We start from the raw sequence: 23709 nt of genomic DNA, 5'->3' as shown, positions 1-23709 counted from the left end.
ATTCACCTGACAGGTTTCTATCGACGAAGGTCACTTCCCATCCCAGGGCTTCAGTACATCCTGCTTCATCCGGCGCTGTTCTTCCGGCGGCAGCTTGTAATCGCCCTTGTAGGGCGCACTCTCGAACGAGCCGTAGGTCGGATTGGCGATGGCGATCCAGTCGTGGCCGAAATGCGCCTTGTTGGCTTCGAAGACTTTCTGGCGCTCCTCGACGGTCCCCTTGTACTCGTCGGTAAAGTCGCCGAAATTGTCGCCGAACATCAGGAGAATGCGATAGTTCTTGGCGATGAAGGCGCGGCGCGTGCCCTTGGCCGAACCCCAGTCCGGCTGCTCTTTGGCGCTCAGGAACGTGTCGACATTGTCGCCCATTGGAAAACCGAAGCGTTTCATTTCTTCAACGGTCGGACCTTCCTCATCGGCGGTGCGGTTGGTGACGTAGAAGACCTTCACGCCCTTCGAAGCCGCGTATTGGGTAAATTCCACCGCGCCGGGAATAGGCTTGTCCTGCTGAGCATTCACATATTGCGTCCAGGTATCCGGCTTGAAGCTGGTGCCTGCTGTGATGTTACGCGCCTGATAGGGCGAGGTGTTAAGAATGGTGTCATCGACATCGAGGATGATGGCGGGTGGAAAGTCCTGGAAATTGCCTGTTTGCTCGACCGGAGCTGCGGTCCAGTTCTTGTCGGTCAGCGCTTCGTCGAGCCTGATACGGCCGAGCGCATAGGCACCAAGCGCGTTGGCCTGCGCCTCGACCGATGTCTGGTCCCAAAGAACGGCATTGAGATTGTCGTCTGGCGATGGTGCCGGCAGATCGGCACTGAGAGCCGGCAGGGCGGCAACAAGGCCAATGGCGGTGATGAGCGTCCTGCGCCCAAAATATCCGTTTCTCACGCTGTTCTCCTTATGCAGAAATCCATGAAATATATCAATGGGTTCTGATGTGCGTCGACATCATGATCCGGATAAGGATAGTTCGTGCTCGCGGGAAATGTGTCAAGTCTGTGACAGTCATCGCAGCATTATTTTTGCGAAACTTTCGTCCCGACGAAAAATGCCGGAGCTCTTTCGAGCCCCGGCACCCATTTCGCGTCATGTACCCGACTTATTTCTTCGCGTCGGCCCAACTCTTGACCAGCTCGTCATAGTTGACGGTGACCGGCTTTTCCTTTTCGTTGGCGACCTTCAGCTGCGGAGCGAGATGACCGTTCTTGACGGCATCGGCGTTCCAGTAGGCAAGATCGTGCTCCTCGGCGAGCTTCGGGCCGATATCGCCCTGAACGCCTGCGCGTTCGATGCGCTGCATCACCTTTTCCTGATCGGCGCAGAGCGCATCCATAGCTCCTTGAGCATCCTTGGCACCCGATGCGGCATCACCGATCGCCTGCCACCAGAGCTGCGCGAGCTTCGGATAGTCAGGAACGTTGGTGCCGGTCGGCGACCATTGCACGCGGGCCGGCGAGCGATAGAACTCGATCAGGCCGCCGAGTTCCGGCGCACGCTTGGTGAAGCTCTTGTCGCGGATGGTGGATTCGCGGATGAAGGTGAGGCCGACATGGCTCTTCTTCACGTCCACCGTCTTCGAGGTGACGAACTGCGCATAGAGCCATGCGGCCTTGGCGCGATCGACAGGAGTGGATTTCATCAGCGTCCAGGAACCGACATCCTGGTAGCCGAGCTTCATGCCGTCCTTCCAATAGACGCCATGCGGAGACGGTGCCATGCGCCACTTCGGCGTGCCATCCGAATTCATGACCGGCAGGCCGGGCTTGACCATATCGGCGGTGAAGGCCGTGTACCAGAAGATCTGCTGGGCGATATTGCCCTGCGACGGAACCGGGCCGGATTCCGAGAAGGTCATGCCCTGTGCTTCCGCCGGAGCATAGGCCTTCAACCAATCGAGATATTTCTGGATCGAATAGACGGCGGCCGGTCCGTTGGTGTCGCCACCACGCGCGACGCAGGAGCCGACAGGACGGGAGTTGGCATCGACCTTGATGCCCCATTCATCGACCGGCAGGCCGTTCGGCAGGCCCTTGTCGCCGTTGCCGGCCATGGAAAGCCAGGCATCGGTGAAGCGCCAGCCGAGCGACGGGTCCTTCTTGCCATAGTCCATATGGCCGAAGACCTTCTTGCCATCGACATCGCGACCGGTGAAGAACTGGGCGATATCCTCATAGGCCGACCAGTTGACCGGCACGCCGAGCTCGTAGCCGTACTTGGCCTTGAAATCGGCCTTGTTCTTCGGGTCGTTGAACCAGTCGTAACGGAACCAGTAGAGGTTGGCGAACTGCTGGTCGGGAAGCTGATAAAGCTTCTTGTCCGGAGCAGTCGTAAAGCTGGTGCCGATGAAATCGGCGATATCGAGGCCCGGATTGGTAACATCCTTGCCCTCGCCAGCCATCCAGTCCGTCAGGTTGCGCACCTGCTTGTAGCGCCAATGCGTGCCGATCAGGTCGGAATCGTTGACCCAGCCGTCATAGAGGTTCTGGCCGGTCTGCATCTGCGTCTGGATCTTCTCGACAACGTCGCCTTCCTGGATGACGTCGTGGGTGACCTTGATGCCTGTTATGGCGGTGAAGGCCGGCGCGAGAACCTGCGATTCATACTGGTGGGTCGTCAGTGTTTCGGACACGACCTTGATTTCCATGCCCTGGAAAGGCTTGGCCGCATCGATGAACCATTGCATTTCCTTTTCCTGGTCGGCGCGCGAGAGCGTCGAGAGATCGCCGATCTCCTTGTCTAGGAATGTCTTGGCTTCGTTCATGCCGGCGTTGGCTGTGCCGGCCAGGGCCAGCAAGGCAACTGCCGTTGTCGTCAAGAGATGCCGTCGCATATATTCCTCCCTACAGGTTGCGAGTGCATTGTCAGCCAGCCGGATTTCCGGCCATCTGTATCGATTTGCCTTACTGCTTCGTATGACCGGATGGGCAACGGAGCGGTAACGGGTTGAATTTCCGCGTCAGACCAGACGGAAGACACCGACGGCGTAGAGGACGGAAAGAGCAAGAGCCCACCATAGGCTGGGGCCTCCCAGGCCCAGCCAGGCGAGATGGATGAAGGCGGCGCCGAGCAGCGAAATGAACAGCCGGTCGCCGCGCGTCGTTTCGAAGCGCAGAATGCCGAGGCGCGGATTGCCGCCGGGCGAAAAATATTCCCATACCGCCATGCCGATCAAAAGCAGCAGGATCGTCGCGAAGAACAGCGCCGTCGGCAGGGTCCAGGCCATCCAGGAAAAGTCTGTGTTCATGGCGGTTTCCTTTAGACGCGGCCGAGCGCGAAGCCCTTGGCGATGTAGTTGCGGACGAAATAGATGACGAGCGCGCCGGGGATCAGCGTCAGCACGCCGGCGGCGGCAAGCAGACCCCAATCCATGCCGGCGGCGGAGACCGTGCGCGTCATGATAGCGGCGATCGGCTTGGCGTCGGTTGTCGTCAGGGTGCGGGCGATCAGCAGTTCCACCCAGGAGAACATGAAGCAGAAGAAGGCGGCGACGCCGATGCCGCTTGCGATCAGGGGGATGAAGATCTTGATGAAGAAGCGCGGGAATGAATAGCCGTCGATATAAGCGGTTTCGTCGATTTCCTTCGGCACGCCGGACATGAAGCCTTCGAGAATCCAGACGGCCAGCGGCACGTTGAACAGGCAATGCGCCAGCGCCACGGCGATATGGGTATCGATCAGGCCGAAGGCCGAATAGAGTTGGAAGAAGGGGAGCGCAAAGACCGCCGGCGGCGCCATTCGGTTCGTCAGCAGCCAGAAGAAGACGTGCTTGTCGCCGAGGAAGCGGTAGCGCGAGAAGGCGTAAGCGGCGGGAAGGGCGCAGGCAACCGAGATCACCATGTTCATGACGACATAGGTGATGGAGTTGATATAGCCCTTGTACCAGGACGGATCCGTGAAGATGATCGCATAATTGCGCAGCGTCGGCTGGTGCGGATAGAGGGTCAGGCCGCCAATGATTTCCTCATTGGTCTTGAAGCTCATATTGACGAGCCAATAGATCGGCAGCAGCAGGAAGACGATGTAGAGCGTCGGCACAAGCCAGGACCACCGGCCTTTTTCGCCGGGACGGCGGACAACCTGCGCGCCCGTCGCGGTGACGGTATTTGCGGCGGCATCCGACGCTGCCATCTTGTGCATCGCGGCGTCATCGGCCGTGGTGGAGAAGGGTTTGCCGCTCATCGGCTTTCTCCCGCATCGTAATTGGTCATGACGGTGTAGAAGACCCAAGACAGCAGCAGCACGATCAGGAAGTAGATCAGCGACATGGCTGCTGCCGGGCCGAGGTCGAACTGGCCGAGCGCCACCTTCACGAGATCGATCGACAGGAAGGTCGTGGAGTTGCCGGGCCCGCCGCCTGTCACGACGAAGGGTTCGGTATAGATCATGAAACTATCCATGAAGCGCAGCAGCACGGCGATCAGCAGGACGCGGTTCATCTTCGGCAGTTGGATGTAGCGGAAGACGGACCAGCGCGAGGCGCCGTCGATCTTGGCGGCCTGGTAGAAGGCGTCGGGAATGGAGGCGAGGCCGGCATAGCAGAGCAGCACGACGAGGCTCGTCCAATGCCAGACGTCCATGATGACGATCGTCGCCCAGGCGTCTGCCGGATCGGAGACATAGTTGTAGTCGATACCGAGATTGACCAGCACATAGCCCATCAAGCCAATATCGCTGCGGCCGAAGACCTGCCAGATCGTGCCGACGACGTTCCAGGGGATCAGCAGCGGCAAGGCCATCAGCACGAGGCAGACGGGAACGCCGATGCCCTTCTTCGGCATGTTAAGCGCGATGAAGATGCCGAGCGGCACCTCGATCGCCAGGATGACGAAGGAGAAGATCAGGTTGCGGATCATCGAATCCCAGAAACGCCCGGAATGGAGGATCTCTTCAAACCATTGCGTGCCCGCCCAGAAGAAGACGTTGTTGCCGAACGTGTCCTGCACCGAATAGTTCACCACCGTCATCAGCGGGATGACGGCGGAAAAGCCGACCAGCAGCAGAACCGGAATGAGCATGAACCAGGCTTTGTTGTTCCAGGTCTTGTCCATCGTCAGGCTCCCATCTCGACGCGCCAGGAGTCGGCGTAAATATTGATGCCGGCCGGATCGAAGGCGATATGCGGCTCGGCCGGCACCGTCTGGTCCTCGCCGATGACGGCGACGATATCCTGGCCGTCGAGCTTGGCGCGGACCACCTTGCGGCGGCCGAGATCCTCGACCTTGGTGACGGTGGCGGGCATGCCGTCGCGGCCGATGCGGACGAATTCGGGGCGGATGCCGAGCTCGGAACGGCCGAACCGCTTCTCTTTAGGCGCGCCGGGCAGTGTGATCGTGCGGTTGCCGATGCGCGCGCTGCTGCCTTCGATTTCGACGGGCATGACATTCATGCCGGGCGAGCCGATGAAATAGCCGACGAAGGTGTGGCGCGGACGCTCGAAAAGGTCGTTCGGCGTGCCGATCTGCACCACTTCGCCATTGTACATGACCACGACCTTGTCGGCGAAGGTCAGCGCTTCCGTCTGGTCGTGGGTGACATAGACCATGGTGAAGCCAAAGCGGCGGTGCAGCTGCTTCAGCTGCGAACGCAGCACCCATTTCATGTGCGGGTCGATGACGGTCAACGGTTCGTCGAACAGGATGGCGTTGACGTCGGAGCGCACGAGACCGCGGCCGAGCGAGATCTTCTGCTTGGCGTCGGCGGTCAGACCCCGCGCCTTGCGGTGGGCGCTGTCGGAAAGACCAATCATCTCGATGATCTCATCGACCTTGCGCTTCACTTCAGCCTCCGGAACATGCCGGTTGCGCAGTGGGAAGGCGAGATTGTCGTAGACGGTCATTGTGTCGTAAACGACCGGGAACTGGAAGACCTGCGCTATGTTGCGCTCCTGGGTCGACAGCCGGGTCACGTCCTTGCCGTCGAAGAGGATGCGGCCTTCGGAAGCCTGCACCAGACCGGAAACGATGTTGAGAAGCGTGGTCTTGCCGCAGCCCGAGGGGCCCAGCAGAGCGTAGGCGCTGCCGTCTTCCCAGCTGTGATTGACTTCCTTCAGTGCATAGTCGGCGTCGGATTTCGGGTGGTCGTTATAGGCGTGCCGGATGTGGTCGAGATCGATGCGGGCCATAGTCCCTCCTCAGGCGGCTTGTTGCAGGGCGGGAGTGACGGCGGCGCCATCGGTGTCGAAGACCATGATGTGGCGCGGGTCGATATAGACGTCGATCGCATCGTCGACATCGATATCTTGCACGCCCTGGGTCAGCATCACCCAGCGCTGACCGGCAAAATCGATATGGATGAAGCTCTCCGAGCCAGTGATCTCGGTCACCATCACCCGTGCCGGGGCAGCGACCGCCTCCGGTGTCTGCGGCGCAAGCGCCAGATGATGCGGCTGGAAGGCGATCGTGTAGCGGCCATCCGGCCGGTCTTCTAAACCCCTCGGTACAGGCAGGCGGATGTTGCTGTCGAGTACGAATTCCCGACCGCGCTTGTCGAGCGTCATCGTGTTCAGCGGTGGATCGGCAAAAGTGGTCGCGGTAATCAAGTCATGAGGATTGCGGAAGACATCGATCGTCGATCCGAATTGCGTGATGCGGCCTTCTGCCAGGGTCGCGGTGTTACCTGCCAGAAGCAGCGCTTCGGAAGGTTCGGTGGTCGCATAGACGAAAATCGCGCCGGATTCAGCGAAGATCTTCGGTAATTCGGCGCGCAGTTCCTCGCGCAGCTTGTAGTCGAGATTGGCGAGCGGCTCGTCGAGCAGCACGAGGCCAGCATTCTTGACGATGGCGCGGGCAAGGGCCGTACGCTGTTGCTGGCCGCCGGAAAGGCTCAAGGGGAGGCGATCAAGGAAGGGACCAAGCCGCAAAAGATCGGCTGCCTTTTTTACTTCCTTGTCGATGGACGCCGCGCTCTTGCCGCTCAGCCGCATCGGCGAGGCGATATTGTCGTAGACGGTCATCGCGGGATAGTTGATGAATTGCTGGTAGACCATGGCAACGTTGCGCCGCTGCACCGGCAGGCCGGTGACATCCTTCCCATCGACGTGGATTGTGCCCGTGGTCGGCTTGTCGAGACCGGCCATCAGCCGCATCAGCGAGGTCTTGCCCGAAAGCGTCGGTCCGAGCAGCACATTCAGCGTGCCGCGCTGCAGCTTCAGGTTCGTTTCCGCGATATGCGTTTCGCCACTGACCGACTTCGACACGTTTCTGAGTTCAAGCACGATAGGCTCCTTCTACACGTCGCATGCCGGAGCCGCGACGGACTGCTGGCCGCAAGGCCTGTTTTTTGCCACTGAATAGCGATCGGCAGCATCACGGAGCGATGCCTTCGGCCAAGATCGGCATAGGGGCAGAATGCCATGCGTTTTCAACAAATTGATAAGAATTAAATAGCCGCACAGACGCGAATTGCCGCGAGCCGTATGCGAGCGATTCACGCCGCAGGCGATCATCGTCGATAGGCTTCGCACCATGCGAAACGGAAGGCCCGATTCGTCCTGTAAGGACACGGCAAGCCTGCTTGACAGGATTGCGGCCTGCGGCGCAATCGATGCCGTCTATCCTGTCGTTTTGAGCTTTGGACAATGATATCTCCCCCTGTTTCGGTTTCTACTCCTCAAGCTAAAACCGAAACTATAATGACGATAAATGAAGCTAAAGGAATGTCAAACGAAAATTCGGCGAATCCCGATTGCCCGCTGAAAGCCGGGTCTGAGGACGATATTCCCGCGAACGGAGGTAAAATCGGTAAGCGATTGATCGGGATTGGAAATGCCCGAAACCCTTGCGTCGATCGCGAAAAATAAACCGATGGTTTCGGGCCCTTTTCGCCGCCTTATCCGCATGACGGTCAGGCAAATTGCCGGCGGGAGAGGCGTTTCCACCATTCGAAAGGGTCGTCTTTACGCCGCGCGTGGCCGAAATTACCGGACTTAAAGCCAGTTGATACGTTTGAGCACCCAGAGCGTCGCAATCGAGGTAATCGTGACGAAGGCGACGATGATGATGAAAGCCCAGGTGTCATTGACGCCGGGAATGCCGCCGACATTCATGCCGAAGAGCCCGGCCACCACGCTCGGCGGCAGGAGCAGGGCGGCAAGGGCGGCGAGGCGGTTGGAGTTGCGGGCGATGCGCTCGCTGATGACGGTCGAGAGGTCGTCATGCAGGATGCTGGTGCGGTCTCGGATGGCGTCGAGATATTCGATGTAACGCATCAGCTTGTCGATGACCTCGCGCATGCGCAGCTTATCGCGTTCGGCAAGCCAGGGCGCATCGTCATGCTCGATACGGTTCAGCGCGTCGCGCTGCGGGGCGAGGTAGCGGCGAAGCTGCACGGCGCGCCGGCGCAGCAGCTTCAGCCGTTCGCGCACCTGGCCGGCTTCGCCGTGAAAGATGAGCTCGTCGAGCTCGTCCACCTCTTCGTCCATGGCGTCGAGCACCGGTTCGAGATCGCGCACCAGCTTGTCGCCGATCAGGGCGAGCAGGTCGCCGGAGCGCTGCGGCCCCTTCTTCTTCTCCAACGACAGGCGGATATCGCGTAGTGCCGTGATATAGTGGCCGCTGTCGCGCAGCGATATGATGCGGTTCGCGTCGATCCAAAGATGCAGGGGCACCAGGTCTATATCCGCGGGTTTCTGCGTCGCGCCGTCAGGCGAGGTCGCGCAGACGCCGCGCAGGATGATCAGCAGCCCGTCGCCCACCGGCTCGACGCGCGGGCGGGATTCTTCCTCCAGCAGAGCTTCGATGACAAAAGGATCGAGACCGCTCTTGTGGGCGATCCAGTCGGCGGTTGCCGGATGGTCGCGTTCGAGGTGCAGCCAGATGACGCCCTCGGCCGGCTTCCAGGCGCAGACCTGATCCATATTGAGCTGCTGCCGGCAGCCGCCATGCCCGTCGAGCAGGGAAGCGAAGCGCAACCCTGGTTCGATGCCGTAGCTGACGGTCGAGGTGTTCGTTGCTTCCATGGCGCCTTGATCCATCCATCCTCCATGGCAGCAAAAAAGCGCAAGCAGCACAAGAGCTTGTGGCGTGCCGGCAATATTCTACCAGTTCGGTTCAGAGTGGCAAGGTGGGGATGGATAGTGCGTCGAAATCCTCATCCGACCCGCCGGGCCACCTTCTCCCGAGAGGAGAAGGTGCTTACGGCTCTGGCGGGCCTCATATGCAATTGGCCTGCCGCTTGCGGGAGGAGAGCTATGGTTAGGGGTAATCCTTGCTCATAAATCAGAAAAAGGCGGGTGCCTTAGCGTGCCGCCCAGTTGGCGCCGCGGCGGAAGATGGTCTTCATCTGCGGCACCGCGAATTCCTTGGCCTGGTGGCCCAGCGAGGAATAGAAGACGCGGCCCTTGCCGTATTTGCGCTTCCAGGCGACCGGCATGACGACGCCGTCGATCCAGTAGGCATGGTCGCCGGTAAAGGTCGTGGTTGCCAGCACCTCGTTCGACGGGTCGACATGCATGTAATATTGCTCCGATGTGTAGGGGAAATCGGTGATCCCCTCCATGATCGGATCGTCCGGGCGGGTGATATTAACCGTATAGTCGATGATGTTGCCGGGATGGGCGACCCACTGGCCACCGATGATGAACTGATATTCGACGCTTTCGCGGAAACTATCGCCAGCGCCACCATGATAGCCGGCTATGCCGACGCCGCTTTCGATGGCATCGGCGAGGTTCTTCACCTCTTCCTTCTCGATCTTCGACATGGTGACGATCGGCACGATCAGGCTGAGATCGTGGATCGAAGGATCGGCGAAGGCCTCGGTGCTGTTTTCGAGATAGACCTTGAAGCCGTCCTCTTCCAGCATGTCGCGGATGATATGGGCGCATTCGTGCGGTTCGTGGCCGCTCCAGCCGCCCCAGACGATAAGTGCTTCACGCATGATAATCCTCCTGAAATTACTTGGTTAGCGGCCGATCTGCCCATCCACCAGGGATTCGGACAGAGGGGCCGGACGCTCCGTTTGCGTCTTGATGGTGACCGTGCGACCCGTATCGGAGGCCGTCTGGAAGGCTTCCATGACTTCGAGCACATGCAGCGCGAGGCTGCCATTGGCGCGGTGCGGACGGTTCCAGCGGATGGCGTGCGCCATGTCTGCGACGCCGAGCGAGCGGTAATTGCCGTCCGCATAGGGCGCGGTGATCTCGCGCTCGGCAAATTCACCGCCCTTCTTCAGGAACTCCACCGGGCCGCCGAAACGGTTGGGGTCGGGCACGATCAGCGTGCCTTCGGTGCCATAGACTTCGAGCGGCACATGCTTGTGGCCGGCGACATCGAAGCTCATGCCGATCTGGACGACCGCGCCGCTGGCAAAGGCCATGACGCCGGCAACATGTGTCGGCACATGCACGGGGATGTGCTCGCCATTGCGCGGTTCGCTGGTGATGATGCGTTCCTTGCGCGGCGTGACGGCAAAGCCGGCAACCTGCGAGACAGGGCCGAGCAGGTTGACGAGATCGGTGATGTAATAGGGTCCCATATCAAGCATCGGGCCGCCGCCGACTTCGTAATAGAAAGCCGGATTCGGATGCCAGCGTTCATGACCGGGGCACATGAAGGTAGCGGTGCCGCCGACCGGGATGCCGATCGCACCCTCGTCGATGATGGCGCGCGCCGTCTGGTGGCCGCCGCCGAGGAAGGTATCGGGGGCAGCGCCGATACGCAGACCCTTGGCCTCAGCAGCATCCGCAAGCGTCTTGCCCTCGGCGAAATTGATGCCGAGCGGCTTTTCCGAATAGGTATGCTTGCCGGCGTTCAGCGCCTGCAGACCGACGGCGACATGCGCCTTCGGAATGGTCAGGTTGACGATGATCTCGATCGAGGGGTCGGCCAGAAGGGTGGCGATATCGACCGCCTTCAGGCCGAATTCGGCAGCCTTTGCCTCCGCGAGCTCGCGATTGAGGTCGGCCACACCTTTGATGTCGAGAATGGGAAAGGATTTCATGGCAGTGAGATAGGCGCCGGAAATGTTCCCGCAGCCGATGATGCCGATGCCGACCTTGTTCATAAAATTCCTCCAGATGAATTGTCTTTGCTGTCCCGCGAAATCAGAGAGCCGGTGCCGGTCCCGTTGTTCCCCAGGGCGATTCGTAGAGTTCGCGCAGTGCGACGACCGCGGCGCCCTGCGCCCAGGTCTCGTCGGTCGACTGGTCGAAAACGAGTTCGGTCACGCCCTTGATCGATGGCGGAATGGCCAGCGAATAGGCCTCCCGCAGGCTGTCGAGGAAAGGCTGGCCGAGCGCCAGGCTTGATCCCACAAGAATGACGCGCGGCGGCGCAAACAGCGTGACGATGTTGGCGAGCGCCATGCCGCAGGCTTCGCCGGCGCGGATGGCAGCATTGATCAGTGAGGTGTCTTCAGCATCGATCAGCGTCTTGGCGTGCGCCATTCCACGGCCGAGGCGGATGGCTTCGGCGAAGCGGCCGCCGCCTGGCTGATCACCGAGAATGGCGCTTTCGCCGGCAAGGCTCGCCAATCTGACGGTGCCTTGTGAGCCTATGCCAAGCACGAGGTCGCCGAGATTGTGGCTGAGGCCGCCTGCGCCCCGAAACAGCTGGCCGCCATGCAGCACACCGAGACCCAGCGTCTGCTCCAGCGACACCAGCACCATGTCGTCGAGGTCTCTCGCCTTGCCAAACCAATGATGCGCGAGCGTGATGGCATGCGCATCGCTTTCGACGATGGTGGTCACGCCCAGCCGCTCCGACATTTCCTTGGCGAAATCGACGCCCGTCTCGCGGAAGATCGGGCTGGTGCGGATATGGCCGGTGCGGTGCTCGACGACGCCGGGTAGGCCGAGGCAGACGGAATCGATTTCGTCGAGCGCCAGATTGGCATCGACGACGCAGCGGCGCACCCCATCCTCGATGAGATCGGCGATGACGCCGATCGGCTGCCGGTCGACGCGCAGTGCAAGCGTCAATGTCGAAAGAACCTCGCCGCAAAAGTCCGTCACGACGAAGACCATGCGATTGGCGGCAATTTTCGCGCCGACGACGCGCGCGGCATCGGGATTGAGCTCCAGCATGACGCGGGGTCGGCCGCGGCTGGCCGCCTCGCGCAAGTCGCCTTCCGTGCGGGCCAGAATCAGCCCGTCATCCAGCAGCGAGGCTGTGATCGCCGAGACTGTCGTAGTCGAAAGCTGGGTGCGGTCGCTGATTTCGATACGCGCGATGGAGCCCGCCCGCCGGATCGTATCCAGCACATTGAAGCGGTTTATCGCCCGCATAAGCTCGGGGTCTGCTGTTTTCATGAGATTGACGCCGAATGACGGACCCGCTCGGCTGCGGCCTGGTATTTTTAACGGAATGCGAATTAAATAACCTATGGCCATTGCCCAATGTCAAGCCATTTCGCGGCTAATCTGCCGAAAATTTAACGAAGGCGGTTGACATTTTAGCAAAGCTCCGTTGAATTATTCCGCATAAGGGAAAAAATAGTGAGGCTCTTGGTTCCCTTGGGAGGAGAAAATCATGATCCATCTACGTGGGGCCAACCCCCTTCGCATTGCCGCTGTTGCCGCTACGACCGGACTGGCGATTCTCGCCGGCGCAACGGGCGCTGCCGCCGACACCGTCGTCAAATGGCTGCATCTGGAAACCGATCCGAACTATGTCGCGGTCTGGCGCAAGATCGCGGATCAATATGAGGCCAAGCATCCCGGCACGAAGATCGAGATGCAGTTCCTGGCCAATGAAGCCTTCAAGGCGAAGCTGCCGACGCTCCTACAATCGAAGGACGCTCCCGATTTCTTCTTCAGCTGGGGCGGCGGGGTGCTCAAGCAGCAGCAGGCGACGGGCACGCTGCTGGACCTGACCGCGGCGATGAACGCCAAGGATGGCGCCTGGCTGAAGAGCTACAATCAGGCAGCCATCAAGGGCCTGACCTTCGATAACAAGATCAGCGCCGTACCCTACAAGCTCGGCACGGTTTCCTTCTTCTATAACAAGGCCTTGTTCGCCAAGGCAGGCGTCGATGCCGGCGCCATCAAGACTTGGGACGATTATCTGGCCGCGGTCAAGAAGATCAAGGCTGCTGGCATTGCGCCGATCGCCGGCGGTGGCGGCGAGAAATGGCCGATCCATTTCTACTGGAGCTATCTGGTGATGCGCGACGGCGGTCAGCAGGTCTTCAACGACGCCAAGAATGGCAAGGGCAACGGTTTCAACGATCCGGCGATCATCAAGGCCGGCGAGCAGCTTGCCGAGCTCGGCAAGCTCGAACCCTTCCAGCCCGGCTATCTCGGCACCACCTGGCCGCAGGCGCTCGGTGTCTTCGGCGATGGCAAGGCTGCGATGATCCTCGGCTTCGAAAATACGGTCGCTAACCAGCGCACCAATTCCGGCGACGGCAAGGGACTGGCGGCTGACAATATCGGCCGCTTCGCCTTCCCGGCCGTGACCGGCGGGGCAGGTCTCGCCACGGATACGCTCGGTGGCCTGAACGGCTGGGCCGTCACCAAAAAGGCTCCCCCCGAGGCGCTTGATTTCCTCGCCTATCTCACCAATGCCGAAAACGAGCGCGCCATGGCGCAGGCCGGCATGATCATCCCGGTCGCCGTCGGCGCTGAGGACGGCGTCAAGGGTCCGTTGATGCACGAGGCTGCCGACCAGCTGGCGCATTCGACCTGGCATCAGAATTTCTTCGACCAGGATCTCGGCCCCTCGGTCGGCCGCGTTGTCAACGATGTGGCCGTCGGTATCGTCTCCGGCCAGATTTCGCCGAAGGATGGCGCGCAGCAGGTCCAGGACGCTTTCGAGCAGGACCAGCTCTAGCGCCATCCGGCGCCGGCCTCTCCCTTGTGCCGGCGCCGGTTCTTCTTTGAACTGCAACTGTCGAGACTGCCCATGACCGATGTCAGCGCAACGACCGCCATACCCTCCGTCGCGAGAGCGAAACCGGCTGCGAAGCGAAAATCCCCGGCTGCGCGCGGTCGCATGCCCGTTATCCTGCTGTTCTTGCCGCCCGCTCTTCTGCTTTTCACCATCTTCGTCATCCTGCCGATGGGGGAAGCGGCTTGGTACAGCCTCTATCGCTGGAATGGCTATGGTCCGCCGACCGAGTTTGTGGGACTGCGCAATTTCCAGGTGCTGTTCAAGAACGGCGCCTTCCTGACGTCGCTGAAGAACAATGCTTTGATCATCGTCGTGTCGATTGCGGTCCAGGTGCCGCTTGCCATTTGGCTCGCGACGATGCTGGCGCATCGCATTCGCGGCGTTGTGCTCTTCCGGCTAATCTTCTTCCTGCCCTATGTGCTGGCCGAAGTGGCCGCCGGCCTGATCTGGCGCTTCGTCTATGACGGCGATTACGGCCTGTTTGCCGCGATCGCGCATTTCCTCGGCACGCCCACACCCTATGTGCTCGCTGACAAGGACCTGGCGATGTACGCCGTGCTCGGCGTCATCGTGTGGAAATATTTCGGCTTTCACATGATGCTGTTCATCGCCGGCATGCAATCCCTGGACAAGAGCGTGCTGGAGGCGGCCGAAATCGATGGCGCCACCGGCTGGCAGAAGTTTCGCTACGTGACGCTGCCGCTGCTCGGCTCGACGCTGCGTCTTTCCGTCTTCTTCGCGGTCGTCGGATCGCTGCAGCTCTTCGACATGATCATGCCGCTCACCGGCGGCGGCCCGTTCAACTCGACCCAGACGATGGTGACCTTCCTCTACAATTTCGGCGTCACCCGCATGCAGGTCGGCCTCGGCAGCGCCGTCGGCGTCGTGCTGTTTGTGATCTGCGTCACCCTCGCCTTCGGCTACAAACGGATATTTATGCGCAATGACTGATCTGGCCTCATCCGTTCGACTGACCACCGGCACGAAGATCTATCTCTATGTATCGCTGACCATCATTGCCGCGATCGTGCTGATCCCGCTGCTGACGACCGCGCTCGGCGGCTTCAAGACCCTCGGCGATCTCCGCACCAATCCCTTCGGCCTGCCGGCCGAGTGGCATTTCGAGAACTACACTGGCATCCTCTTCGGCGACCGCTACTGGCGGCAAATGATGAATTCCTTGATCATCGCCGTGCTGACAGTGTTCCTGACGCTGTCCGTCTCGGCGATGGCTGCCTTCGCCTTCGCCCATGTGAAATTCTTCGGCTCGAACTTCCTGCTGAACTATTTCCTGATAGGCCTGATGTTCCCGGCGGCGACCGCCATCCTGCCGCTCTTCATCCGAATCCGCGATCTCGGCCTGCTTAATACCTATTGGGGCGTCGTGCTGCCGCAGGTGGCTTTCGGCCTCGGCATGAGCATCCTGCTCTTCCGGAATTATTTTCGAAACCTCCCGGAAGAATTGTTCCAGGCGGCCTTTGTCGATGGCTGCGGCTATATCCGCTTCTTCTGGCATATCTCGCTGCCGCTCTCGCGGCCGATCATCGCGACCGTCAGCATCATCTCCTTCGTCGGCAGCTGGAACAGCTACATTCTGCCGCTGATCATGCTGAACTCGGATTCGATCTATCCCTGGCCGCTCGGCATGATGGTCTATAGCGGCGAATTCGGCACGGAATGGGAGCTGGTGCTCGCCTTCATCACGCTGACCATCCTGCCGACCGTCATCGTCTTCTTCCTGGCGCAGAAGCACATCATCGCCGGCCTCACCGCCGGCGCGGTGAAATCCTGAGGCTTACTGGAGCAAACAACATGGCATCCGTCGAACTGCACAACATCCATAAGGCCTATGGGGCGCTCACCGTCATCCACGACATCTCGCTTTCGATCGAGGATGGCGAGTTCATCGCGCTCGTCGGCCCCTCCGGCTGCGGCAAGTCCACGCTGCTGCGGATGATCGCCGGGTTGGAAGAAATCACCGATGGCGACGTGTCGATCGGTGGGCAGGTGGTCAACTCGATGACGCCGCGCGAGCGCAACATCGCCATGGTCTTCCAGTCCTACGCGCTCTATCCGCACATGACGGTTGCCGAGAACATGGGCTTCAACCTTAAACTCTCGGGTGAGACCAAGCAGGTGATAGAGCAGCGTGTCAATGAAGCGGCTCGCATGCTCGATCTCACCAAGCTGCTCGATCGCAAGCCGGCGCAGCTTTCCGGCGGCCAGCGCCAGCGCGTCGCCATGGGCCGGGCCATTGTGCGCAACCCGGCCGTCTTCCTGTTCGACGAGCCGCTCTCCAACCTCGATGCGAAGTTGCGCGTGCAAATGCGTTCGGAAATCAAGGCGCTGCATCAGAAGGTGCAGACCACCTCGATCTATGTCACACACGATCAGATCGAAGCGATGACGCTGGCCGACCGCATCGTCGTGTTGAACCAGGGCCGCATCGAGCAGCAGGGCACGCCGATCGAGCTTTACCGCAAGCCGGCCAATCTCTTCGTCGCCGGCTTCATCGGCTCGCCGGCCATGAATTTCCTCGACGGCGTGGTCGAGGGCGTCGAGGGCTCGCCAGCCGTGCGGCTGAAGGACAGCACGCCGATCCGCATTGCCGGGGAACGCAAGGTGAAGGCGGGCCAGAGCGTGAAGATTGGTCTGAGGCCCGAGCATCTGAGCCTTGCCAGCGGCGGTTCGCCGCTCACGGGGCAGACGCTACTCGTCGAGCCCACCGGCGCGCAGACGCATGTGCTCTTCGACCTCGCCGGTGAGCAGGTGACGGCCGTCGTCGATGGCGAGGCGCCGGTGCGCTATGGGCAACCGCTGAATGTCTCGGTGAGCCCGGAGCAGGTCTACGTCTTCGATGCCGCGAGCGGTCTTGCTCTTTAAGTCCTCACATCGATCGAATCGACGCGATCCGGATAGAAGGCCATGTAGTTCTTGATCCGGCTGACGGATGCATAGGGATTTTCGTAAGTCCAGATGGCATTCACCGAGCGCTCGCCGCCGGCCGGGATGCTGTAATAGGAGCATTCGCCCTTGTAGGGGCAATAGGTTTCGTGGCTGGTCCTTTCCAGCAACGACATATCGACATCCTTGCGCGGGATATAGATGACGGCCGGATAGGACGCTTCCTTGAGCGACAACGCCTCATGCGTATCGGCGATAACCTTGCCGGCGACGGAGACGATGACATGGGCCTGCTTGTCCTCAATCGTGATCGGATGATCCGGACCGGGGATCTTGACTGCTCTTTCGGACATTCCTGCTCTCCTCAGCTTGGCAGCAGCCAGCATAGTTTAGTTCTGCCGCGGCTTATGTGGCTGCGGCAGAACCAGATTCGCCTGACGTTCTCAGTCCAAATGCATATAGGAAGCATCCTGCCGATTATCAGGTCTTTTGCGATACTCGTATTTTCGGGGCACCCCAACGCAATCCATCCATCAGCAGACGCACGAGGCGACGGGACCGGTCGTACCATTCCGGTGAATTGGGCATGGAATAGGTGCCGGACAATGCCTGCAGTACATCGGTACTGTCGACATCGGTACGGATCGTACCGGCGGCGACCGCGCGATCAATCAGGCCCGAGAGCACGACCGGCACCTGACCGTAGCTGTCGGCAAAGAGCTTGGAATTGCTGCTGAGAAGGATGCGCAGGCTATCGGCCATCCCCCTTTTCGTGGCGATATAATCGACGAAGCGGTTCATCCACTCTTCCAGAGCTTCATCCGGTGCGCGCTCGCGCGAGAGCTCTTCCGCGGCATCGCACAGCGCTTCGACCTCGTGACGATAAACCGCTTCGACCAGATGTTCCCGGCTCGGAAAATGGCGATAGAGCGTACCGATCCCGACATCCGCGCGGCGAGCTATGTCTTCCAGGGAGGCGGCGGTGCCGTGGCTGGCGAAGGCTTGTGCTGCTACTTCGATCAGCTTGTCATAGTTGCGTCGCGCATCGGCGCGCAGACGCCTGCTTTCGCTTGGCGCGATATTCTTCGGTTCCGGCAATGGCTTGCGCGCCAATGTCTGCTCCCTACGGATTGCCATGTGACGATATCCTGCCTTTTGGTAAGAATAGTGCGCGGCAGCGTCTTCTCCATGGCGAAGTACCGGACGATTGTTACCGTATTCGGCATCAAGGCGCTATTGCCGACCGACGGAATCGGAAGGGGTCGTCTGCGCCGGCTTTTTAGCCTATTTAAGGAGAGGGTGCGCCGAAATGGTTCGGTCCGAAGCTTGGCCCCAGGTTTGGCCCTGAATTCGGCCCGAAGCTCGGGCCTTGCTCGAAGTTGGCGAAGGCGGTGGGCGCATTGCCGTGGGCGGGCGGAACGTCGAGATAGCTCATGATGTTCTCGACATGATTGACCTGAGAGCGCAGGCTGTCGAGCGACTTGCCCGTCAGATTGGTGCCAGCAGGCAATTGTGCAGTCAGCGGGTTTTCGTAACGGCCGTTGACGCGTAGCTCGTAATAGAGATGCGGGCCGGTGGAGTAGCCCGTCGAGCCGACATAGGCGATGGTCTGGCCCTGGGTGACGCGCTGGCCGACGCGCAGATCCGGCGGCGTTGCCGAAATATGGGCATAGGTGGTTTCGTAACCGCCATCGTGGCGGATGCGGACATATTTGCCGTAGCCGGTTTCCCAGGAAATCTTCTCGACGACACCGTCGCCGCCGGCCTGGATGGGACTGCCCATCGGTGCGCGGAAATCGACTCCATTGTGGAATTTCTTCACACCCAGGATCGGGTGGATTCGCCAGGCAAAGCCATCGCCGAGCGTACCGTTCGGCACGGGCCGATGCACGAGCACTTTGGCAATCGAACGGCCGCGCTCGTCGTAGAATTCCGAAGGGCCTTCGCCGCCGTTTTTGTGCAGATAGAAGCGATGCGTGTCGCCATCGGCGTGGAATTCGATGAACATCAGCTCGCTGCGGCCGTCGTCCGCTTTGCGGAAGAGTAGATCGATGCTGTCGGGAGCGTCATCAATGCTGGTGAGAGAAATGCCCTTGGCCTTGGCAAGCTTGATGAGCTGCGAGGCATATTCCTTGGTGAGGCCGGCTCTTTCGAGCTTGTCGCTGACTGCCCGCTCATCGCTTTCGTCGATACCTTTCAGATCGACCGCGGCGACCTCCGTCGAAGATGGAGCGTCGGCCTGGCTTTCGCTGTAGAGGGTGGAAAAGAGCCTGTCATTGGCCATCGGAACGAAGCCGTTGGCATCGTCGCGGGCAACGACGCGCTCCGGCGTCTTGTCGCCGCTGAGGCGCGCCATGATCAGCTTCGGGCGGGCATTAGGTCCTTTTTTCTCAAGCAGCAGTTCCAGGCTGTCGCCAGGGGAGACCGTATCGGTTTCCAGCGCACGCTGCAGCTCGTCGCCGGCGTCGCTGCCGAGGCCCGCAGACGCCAGGATATCCTGAAGATCCTGCTTGTCCTTCGGCATGGAGACGAGCCTGTGGAACTCGCGCCCGGTTTCGCCGGTCGTCGCGCGCGATACGCTGACGTTCAGCGGCACGCCGCGAACCGGAAAACGAGAGCGGCGCACGGCATCATAATGTGTTGTCTGCGGGTAGATGCCATGGCGGATATTCGAAAGCGACGGGGGCGAAAATAGCTCGCTGTCGGCACGCTCTGGGCCATAGGAGGCATTGATGGCGCTTGCGCGCGCCAGGGCAGCTTCGTCGGATTTGAAGACCAGCGTCGTGCGATGATAGGTGAAGATGCGGGTTTCGCCGCTGGATAGTTTTTCCGCCACCTGCGCAAAACGGGCGCCATCGAAACGCTGTTTTGCGGCCAGCCGGCCGGCTTTGCGCATGGCTGGTTGAGAACGCGCGAGTTGAGCATTGCGCACCGGCGTTGCGCGCTCGATCGTGCTACGGGCCAGCAAGGGATAGAGCACAGTTGCGAGTAGGCCGAAGGATGCGGTGCCGGCGAGGCCGATGACGATCAGATGGCGAAGATGCGCGGAGCGCGGCAGGAATGGAATGTGAAAATCATGATGCGGCCGCGCCTGGATGGCGGCTTCTGCAGGAAATTGAACGCGCAATGGACTTTCGGCCATGAAGTGAGGAACCCTGCAGATTGCGGTGGGCCCAAACTAGGGCAAATCATGGCGAAATCTAGGCAAATATTACGAGGCAGTTAATTGCCGTGATCGTCCACAGGGCGAGATTTGCGCGTTCAAGATGATTCGTCAACCGAAGATGGTGTCGTAGAGCAGTTTGAAGTTCAGCGCCAGGATGATCGCCGCGACCGTCCACGATAGAATAGCGATGCTTCTGGAGATGACGAAACTGCCCATTTTCTCGCGATTCGTCACGAATTGGACCAGGGGGATGACGGCAAAGGGCAGTTGCATGGAGAGAACGACCTGGCTCAGAACAAGCAGGTTCGCTGTGCCTTTTTCACCATAGATAGCGGTCACGAACACAACCGGAATAATTGCGAGGCCGCGCGTCAAAAGCCGTCTTGCCCAATGCGGAATCCTGAGCCGGAGAAAGCCTTCCATCACGATCTGGCCGGCAAGCGTCGCGGTGACGGTGGAGTTGAGACCGGAGGCGAGCAGCGCCACGGCAAATAACGTGGAAGCGATGCCGAGGCCGAGCAGCGGCGACAGCAGCTCGTAGGCCTGGCCGATTTCGGCCACATCGGAATGGCCGCTGGTGTGGAAGGCAGCGGCTGCGACGATCAGGATCGCGGCATTGACGAAGAGCGCCAGCATGAGGGCGACCGTGCTATCGATCGTCGCCCATTTGATCGCATCGCGGCGGCCCCCTTCGGTGCGCTTGTAGGCGCGGGTCTGCACGATGGAGGAGTGCAGATAGAGATTGTGCGGCATGACCGTCGCCCCGATAATGCCCATGGCGATATAGAGCATCTCGTGATTGGTGACGATTTCCGGCGAGGGAATGAAACCCTGGAGGATCGCTGCGACCGGCGGTGCGGCCGCGACGATCTGAATGGCGAAACAGGTGGCAATGACGATCAGCAGCGCGATGACGAAAGCTTCGAGATAGCGGAAACCCTTGCTCATCAGCAGCAGCAATAGAAAGGCATCTAGCGCGGTGATGAGCGCGCCGCCGATCAGCGGAATTCCGAAGAGCAGCTGCAATGCAATCGCCGTGCCGATAACCTCGGCCAGGTCGCAAGCAATGATGGCGAGCTCGCAGGCAAACCAAAGCGCCAGATTGACCGGCCGCGGATAGTGATCGCGACAGGCCTGTGCGAGATCGCGGCCGGTGACGATGCCGAGCCTTGCTGAAAGCGCCTGTAAAAGGATCGCCATCAGGTTCGACAACATAATGACCGTCAGAAGCGTATAGCCGAACTGTGCGCCGCCGGCGAGATCGGTCGCCCAGTTTCCGGGGTCCATATAGCCGACCGAAATCATATAACCTGGACCGACGAAAGCGATCAGGCGCCGCACCCAACTGCCGCCATGGGGAACCCTGACGGTGGCATTGACTTCGGGAAGGCTCGGACGATCGTCTTCGTCGCGGCTGGCAAACTGCCATGCGCGCCGTTGGGCATCAGCTTCTTGAACTTGCGTCATGCGGGGCTCCGGGAGAGTCGTGCTAAGATTTCACCAAACAAATACGACTGATGTAAGAATTATGCAATAGGCTATATTTCAGTGACTATTGCATTTTCTTGCCGCGCGTTGCCCGCTCTTCGGCCATTGCCCTTGCACCCAAGGAGCGAAAAACTCTGGGCGGCAGGCGTTCATCGATGTTAAAGAAGGGAAAGGATTCGCCTTGTCATAGCGATATCGGCTCGCCGGCCGTCCATCGAACACTCAATGGAGTGGGCGGCGTCAGACGTCCACAATGCCAGTGAGCATGCTGCTTATCCGCCGTTCCAGGCAGTTTCCATCAATGCCGAACGTTTCGGAGTTGGTGGCGATGATCTGTTGGCCGTGCCGGACGTGCGCCTGGTTAATTCGCTGCCAAGACGCATGATCGCCAGGACGCGCTACCGATGTTCTTCCTCAGTCAGGATGTGTGGGATTCGGATCGTGCCTTGCTCGATCGGCTGAGAGGGTCGTTATCTACCCCGCCGCCAATCCATCACATCGGCGGCACGGTGCCGTTGAGGCCTACGGCAACCCTGTCGGCGGAGACTGCGGTCTCGCCGGTTTGCTCGCCTGTGATGAAGACGCCGGCGCCGGGCTTCAGATCGGCTTTCGTTGCTGACGTCAGCGTCACGACGGGCGTGCCATCCGGGATATTGATCTTGCGTTCGCCGCCCTTGTAGGTGAGCGTCAATGTCGGGCCGTTGACCGAGGTCACGGCATTGGCGACCGTGGCGTTGGTCATCGAGCTGTTCGGCGCTGAATCCCAAGGGCGGTCGCCTTCGCCCGTTCCCTTCATCGAGGCCGGGAAGATGACGACTTCGATCGCGCCATTGATGCCACTGTCAGTCGGCTGCGAGGCGATGCCGACGAAATCGCCGGGCTTGATGTCGCTGACTGCAGCCTTGATGACGCCACCGACGTTCCAGCCGGATTTCAGTGCAACAGTAATGTCCTTGCCGCCGCGGGACTTAACCTTGAGCGTGTCGCCATCGAGGCTTTCCACGGTGCCGCGCACCCTTACCCGCTCGGCGGCCCCGGCGCTTTGAAACGCGGCAAGGGCGGCGACGGAGAGCGTCAGCGCAGCCGCGATCAGACGTTTGCGATTCATAAGTGGAATCTCCCTTGAGATATCGGCCGAGCGATGCGCCGGTCGTGCTTGATAAGAAGGTCGGAATTGATCGACGGAAGCCGCGGAACGGCTTCGAAGCCATCTACATCGCGATCCTATGCGCCGCTTCCATCACTCACCATTCAAACAAGCGTGAGATTGGGGTCTCGTCCGGCGTGGGCAGAAATTCCGGGAAAAGGCCCATTTTTTCGCAGAACATCAAGCATTGCTTAACGTTTACCGTTAGACTGCGTTGGTTATCTCGAATTCCCTATCGCGCTTGGCGCTGGGCTGGGGAGATTGGAGAACGAAATGACCGCGATTCGCCCGCTTCTGATCGGAATCCTCCTGATTCTGGCACTCGTTCTGATTGCGCTCAGTATCCTGCTGGTCGATCCCGCTCCGCCTGTCCGTCAATCCGACAGCCTCATTCCGCCGCCGACAGAGTCGCCGCAGCGTCCTTAATCGGGGCGGGCAACTGTCAGCTTGCCGGTGTAAAGCGCGCCACAAGGCTATGGCGATCACCGGGATAGGTGAGGCGAACGTGGGTGATCGGGCCGGCGGCGCTCCAGGTGCGCCGTTCGACGACGAGGCATGCCGTCCCTTTTTGGATATCGAGGTTGGCGGCCGCGTCGCCTTCGGCCGATATGGCGCGGATCTGATGTTCGGCGGTACTCCACGGCACCTGGTTGAGCAGCCAGGGGCCTGGCGGCAATGTCTCGAAGTCTGCCTTCGCCGCTTCCGGCACCGCGTCGAGATTGATGACGCGATTTTCCAGGCAGAAGGGGCGCGGACCGGCATAGTGGATGCAGGTGATCTCCATCACCGGTATGGAGCCGACGAACTGCAGCCTGCGCGCATCCTCCGGCCGTCCGCGTCGTTCGGCAAGCTTTATCAGCCGGTGCGAATAGGGCAGATTGAGTGATAGGACCTCGGACTTGATGTCGTGAATCTCAAGCACGGCGGATTGCGCCTGCGGATGGGTGACGAAGCTGCCCGAGCGCTTTCGCCGCTCGATCAGTCCGGCGCGAGCAAGCTGGGTCAGCACCTTGTTTACCGTCATGCGCGAGCAGTCATAGTGCTCTGCGAGGTCCATCTCGAATGGTATGCGATGCCCTGGAGGCCAGGCGCCGGAGACGATCCGGCCCTCGATATCGCTGAGAATGCGCTGATGGAGGGTCGCCTCTTTGCCTGTGGTCATACCGTCCGTC

Annotated in this window: 23 protein-coding genes; 5 read left to right on the top strand and 18 right to left on the bottom strand. The window is 60.3% G+C overall.

The genetic code is table 11. From position 1 onward, the window contains the following. Nucleotides 1–30: 30 nt before the first annotated feature. The 12 genes from FHX05_RS23435 to FHX05_RS23380 all read right to left on the bottom strand — a co-directional run bounded on the left by FHX05_RS23435 (nt 31) and on the right by FHX05_RS23380 (nt 12250). On the bottom strand, nt 31–891 hold the full coding sequence (locus FHX05_RS23435) for an HAD family acid phosphatase (RefSeq protein WP_183712646.1): 861 nt from the start codon (nt 889–891) through the stop codon (nt 31–33). Between the two features lie 211 nt (nt 892–1102). Continuing rightward, on the bottom strand, nt 1103–2833 hold the full coding sequence (locus tag FHX05_RS23430) for an ABC transporter substrate-binding protein (protein WP_183874820.1): 1731 nt from the start codon (nt 2831–2833) through the stop codon (nt 1103–1105). Between the two features lie 126 nt (nt 2834–2959). Further along, nucleotides 2960–3247 (bottom strand): DUF2160 domain-containing protein, encoded by a 288-nt coding sequence (locus tag FHX05_RS23425; protein WP_183712643.1) that lies wholly within the window; start codon nt 3245–3247, stop codon nt 2960–2962. An 11-nt stretch (nt 3248–3258) separates the two neighbouring features. Beyond that, nucleotides 3259–4140 (bottom strand): carbohydrate ABC transporter permease, encoded by an 882-nt coding sequence (locus FHX05_RS23420; protein ID WP_246699061.1) that lies wholly within the window; start codon nt 4138–4140, stop codon nt 3259–3261. 38 nt (nt 4141–4178) lie between these two features. Further along, entirely contained in the window at nt 4179–5051 is an 873-nt protein-coding gene (locus FHX05_RS23415) for a sugar ABC transporter permease (protein WP_112606698.1), read from the bottom strand. 2 nt (nt 5052–5053) lie between these two features. Beyond that, nucleotides 5054–6124 (bottom strand): ABC transporter ATP-binding protein, encoded by a 1071-nt coding sequence (locus FHX05_RS23410; protein ID WP_112412962.1) that lies wholly within the window; start codon nt 6122–6124, stop codon nt 5054–5056. A gap of 9 nt (nt 6125–6133) precedes the next feature. Beyond that, nucleotides 6134–7216 (bottom strand): ABC transporter ATP-binding protein, encoded by a 1083-nt coding sequence (locus FHX05_RS23405; protein ID WP_183874818.1) that lies wholly within the window; start codon nt 7214–7216, stop codon nt 6134–6136. Nucleotides 7217–7307: 91 nt separating this feature from the next. Continuing rightward, nucleotides 7308–7580 carry a hypothetical protein gene (locus FHX05_RS23400; RefSeq protein WP_183712634.1) on the bottom strand — a complete coding sequence of 91 codons (273 nt, stop codon included), beginning with the start codon at nt 7578–7580 and terminating at the stop codon, nt 7308–7310. A gap of 347 nt (nt 7581–7927) precedes the next feature. Beyond that, the gene (locus tag FHX05_RS23395; RefSeq protein WP_246699056.1) at nt 7928–8959 is read right to left on the bottom strand and encodes a zinc transporter ZntB; all 1032 of its coding nucleotides are present in this window, start codon (nt 8957–8959) and stop codon (nt 7928–7930) included. Nucleotides 8960–9237: 278 nt separating this feature from the next. After that, a complete protein-coding gene (locus FHX05_RS23390) occupies nt 9238–9879 on the bottom strand; it encodes a ThuA domain-containing protein (protein WP_183874816.1) in 642 nt (213 codons plus the stop codon). Nucleotides 9880–9903: 24 nt separating this feature from the next. Continuing rightward, on the bottom strand, nt 9904–11004 hold the full coding sequence (locus FHX05_RS23385) for a Gfo/Idh/MocA family oxidoreductase (RefSeq protein ID WP_183874815.1): 1101 nt from the start codon (nt 11002–11004) through the stop codon (nt 9904–9906). A 40-nt stretch (nt 11005–11044) separates the two neighbouring features. Continuing rightward, on the bottom strand, nt 11045–12250 hold the full coding sequence (locus FHX05_RS23380; protein ID WP_183874813.1) for an ROK family transcriptional regulator: 1206 nt from the start codon (nt 12248–12250) through the stop codon (nt 11045–11047). A 220-nt stretch (nt 12251–12470) separates the two neighbouring features. On the opposite strand from FHX05_RS23380, the gene FHX05_RS23375 reads away from it, so the two are divergent. The 4 genes from FHX05_RS23375 to ugpC all read left to right on the top strand — a co-directional run bounded on the left by FHX05_RS23375 (nt 12471) and on the right by ugpC (nt 16715). Further along, complete coding sequence (locus FHX05_RS23375; RefSeq protein WP_183874811.1) at nt 12471–13772, top strand: extracellular solute-binding protein; 1302 nt, start codon at nt 12471–12473, stop codon at nt 13770–13772. Nucleotides 13773–13844: 72 nt separating this feature from the next. Continuing rightward, nucleotides 13845–14783 (top strand): sugar ABC transporter permease, encoded by a 939-nt coding sequence (locus FHX05_RS23370; protein WP_112336232.1) that lies wholly within the window; start codon nt 13845–13847, stop codon nt 14781–14783. Next, nucleotides 14776–15624 (top strand): carbohydrate ABC transporter permease, encoded by an 849-nt coding sequence (locus FHX05_RS23365; protein ID WP_015341575.1) that lies wholly within the window; start codon nt 14776–14778, stop codon nt 15622–15624. Before FHX05_RS23370 ends, FHX05_RS23365 begins: the two co-directional genes overlap by 8 nt. A 20-nt stretch (nt 15625–15644) precedes the next feature. Continuing rightward, on the top strand, nt 15645–16715 hold the full coding sequence (gene ugpC / locus FHX05_RS23360; protein ID WP_112606682.1) for a sn-glycerol-3-phosphate ABC transporter ATP-binding protein UgpC: 1071 nt from the start codon (nt 15645–15647) through the stop codon (nt 16713–16715). On the opposite strand, the gene FHX05_RS23355 is transcribed toward ugpC, so the two are convergent. The 5 genes from FHX05_RS23355 to FHX05_RS23335 all read right to left on the bottom strand — a co-directional run bounded on the left by FHX05_RS23355 (nt 16712) and on the right by FHX05_RS23335 (nt 22498). After that, nucleotides 16712–17089 carry a DUF427 domain-containing protein gene (locus tag FHX05_RS23355; protein ID WP_183874809.1) on the bottom strand — a complete coding sequence of 126 codons (378 nt, stop codon included), beginning with the start codon at nt 17087–17089 and terminating at the stop codon, nt 16712–16714. The genes ugpC and FHX05_RS23355 overlap by 4 nt on opposite strands. A gap of 127 nt (nt 17090–17216) precedes the next feature. Further along, nucleotides 17217–17873: a TetR/AcrR family transcriptional regulator gene (locus FHX05_RS23350; RefSeq protein WP_112606678.1), complete on the bottom strand. Its 657-nt coding sequence runs from the start codon at nt 17871–17873 to the stop codon at nt 17217–17219. A gap of 151 nt (nt 17874–18024) precedes the next feature. Then, a complete protein-coding gene (locus tag FHX05_RS23345; protein ID WP_183874807.1) occupies nt 18025–19878 on the bottom strand; it encodes a M23 family metallopeptidase in 1854 nt (617 codons plus the stop codon). Between the two features lie 132 nt (nt 19879–20010). Beyond that, complete coding sequence (locus tag FHX05_RS23340) at nt 20011–21369, bottom strand: Nramp family divalent metal transporter (protein ID WP_112606674.1); 1359 nt, start codon at nt 21367–21369, stop codon at nt 20011–20013. A gap of 514 nt (nt 21370–21883) precedes the next feature. Beyond that, complete coding sequence (locus tag FHX05_RS23335) at nt 21884–22498, bottom strand: hypothetical protein (protein WP_183874805.1); 615 nt, start codon at nt 22496–22498, stop codon at nt 21884–21886. A gap of 312 nt (nt 22499–22810) precedes the next feature. Here FHX05_RS23335 and FHX05_RS23330 point away from each other — a divergent pair, with 312 nt between their 5' ends. Further along, nucleotides 22811–22963, top strand: a complete 153-nt coding sequence (locus tag FHX05_RS23330; RefSeq protein ID WP_165915281.1) for a hypothetical protein — start codon at nt 22811–22813, stop codon at nt 22961–22963. Between the two features lie 16 nt (nt 22964–22979). Here FHX05_RS23330 and hutC read toward each other — a convergent pair whose 3' ends face one another. Continuing rightward, nucleotides 22980–23699, bottom strand: coding sequence for a histidine utilization repressor (hutC, locus tag FHX05_RS23325; protein ID WP_112336494.1), 720 nt, complete (start codon nt 23697–23699; stop codon nt 22980–22982). Nucleotides 23700–23709: the final 10 nt, after the last annotated feature.

This window comes from Rhizobium sp. BK491, from assembly GCF_014194925.1.
In the GTDB taxonomy this organism is placed as follows: domain Bacteria; phylum Pseudomonadota; class Alphaproteobacteria; order Rhizobiales; family Rhizobiaceae; genus Rhizobium.
This window is presented reverse-complemented; position numbering and strand designations above follow the sequence as displayed.

Bases quoted from the DNA above. Each gene is read 5' to 3' on its own strand.
- FHX05_RS23430 (WP_183874820.1), bottom strand. From the start codon at position 2,833: ATGCGACGGCATCTCTTGACGACAACGGCAGTTGCCTTGCTGGCCCTG.
- FHX05_RS23425 (WP_183712643.1), bottom strand. From the start codon at position 3,247: ATGAACACAGACTTTTCCTGGATGGCCTGGACCCTGCCGACGGCGCTG.
- FHX05_RS23420 (WP_246699061.1), bottom strand. From the start codon at position 4,140: ATGCACAAGATGGCAGCGTCGGATGCCGCCGCAAATACCGTCACCGCG.
- FHX05_RS23415 (WP_112606698.1), bottom strand. From the start codon at position 5,051: ATGGACAAGACCTGGAACAACAAAGCCTGGTTCATGCTCATTCCGGTT.
- FHX05_RS23410 (WP_112412962.1), bottom strand. From the start codon at position 6,124: ATGGCCCGCATCGATCTCGACCACATCCGGCACGCCTATAACGACCAC.
- FHX05_RS23395 (WP_246699056.1), bottom strand. From the start codon at position 8,959: ATGGAAGCAACGAACACCTCGACCGTCAGCTACGGCATCGAACCAGGG.
- FHX05_RS23390 (WP_183874816.1), bottom strand. From the start codon at position 9,879: ATGCGTGAAGCACTTATCGTCTGGGGCGGCTGGAGCGGCCACGAACCG.
- FHX05_RS23385 (WP_183874815.1), bottom strand. From the start codon at position 11,004: ATGAACAAGGTCGGCATCGGCATCATCGGCTGCGGGAACATTTCCGGC.
- FHX05_RS23380 (WP_183874813.1), bottom strand. From the start codon at position 12,250: ATGAAAACAGCAGACCCCGAGCTTATGCGGGCGATAAACCGCTTCAAT.
- FHX05_RS23375 (WP_183874811.1), top strand. From the start codon at position 12,471: ATGATCCATCTACGTGGGGCCAACCCCCTTCGCATTGCCGCTGTTGCC.
- FHX05_RS23370 (WP_112336232.1), top strand. From the start codon at position 13,845: ATGACCGATGTCAGCGCAACGACCGCCATACCCTCCGTCGCGAGAGCG.
- FHX05_RS23365 (WP_015341575.1), top strand. From the start codon at position 14,776: ATGACTGATCTGGCCTCATCCGTTCGACTGACCACCGGCACGAAGATC.
- ugpC (WP_112606682.1), top strand. From the start codon at position 15,645: ATGGCATCCGTCGAACTGCACAACATCCATAAGGCCTATGGGGCGCTC.
- FHX05_RS23355 (WP_183874809.1), bottom strand. From the start codon at position 17,089: ATGTCCGAAAGAGCAGTCAAGATCCCCGGTCCGGATCATCCGATCACG.
- FHX05_RS23350 (WP_112606678.1), bottom strand. From the start codon at position 17,873: ATGGCAATCCGTAGGGAGCAGACATTGGCGCGCAAGCCATTGCCGGAA.
- FHX05_RS23345 (WP_183874807.1), bottom strand. From the start codon at position 19,878: ATGGCCGAAAGTCCATTGCGCGTTCAATTTCCTGCAGAAGCCGCCATC.
- FHX05_RS23340 (WP_112606674.1), bottom strand. From the start codon at position 21,369: ATGACGCAAGTTCAAGAAGCTGATGCCCAACGGCGCGCATGGCAGTTT.
- FHX05_RS23335 (WP_183874805.1), bottom strand. From the start codon at position 22,498: ATGAATCGCAAACGTCTGATCGCGGCTGCGCTGACGCTCTCCGTCGCC.
- FHX05_RS23330 (WP_165915281.1), top strand. From the start codon at position 22,811: ATGACCGCGATTCGCCCGCTTCTGATCGGAATCCTCCTGATTCTGGCA.
- hutC (WP_112336494.1), bottom strand. From the start codon at position 23,699: ATGACCACAGGCAAAGAGGCGACCCTCCATCAGCGCATTCTCAGCGAT.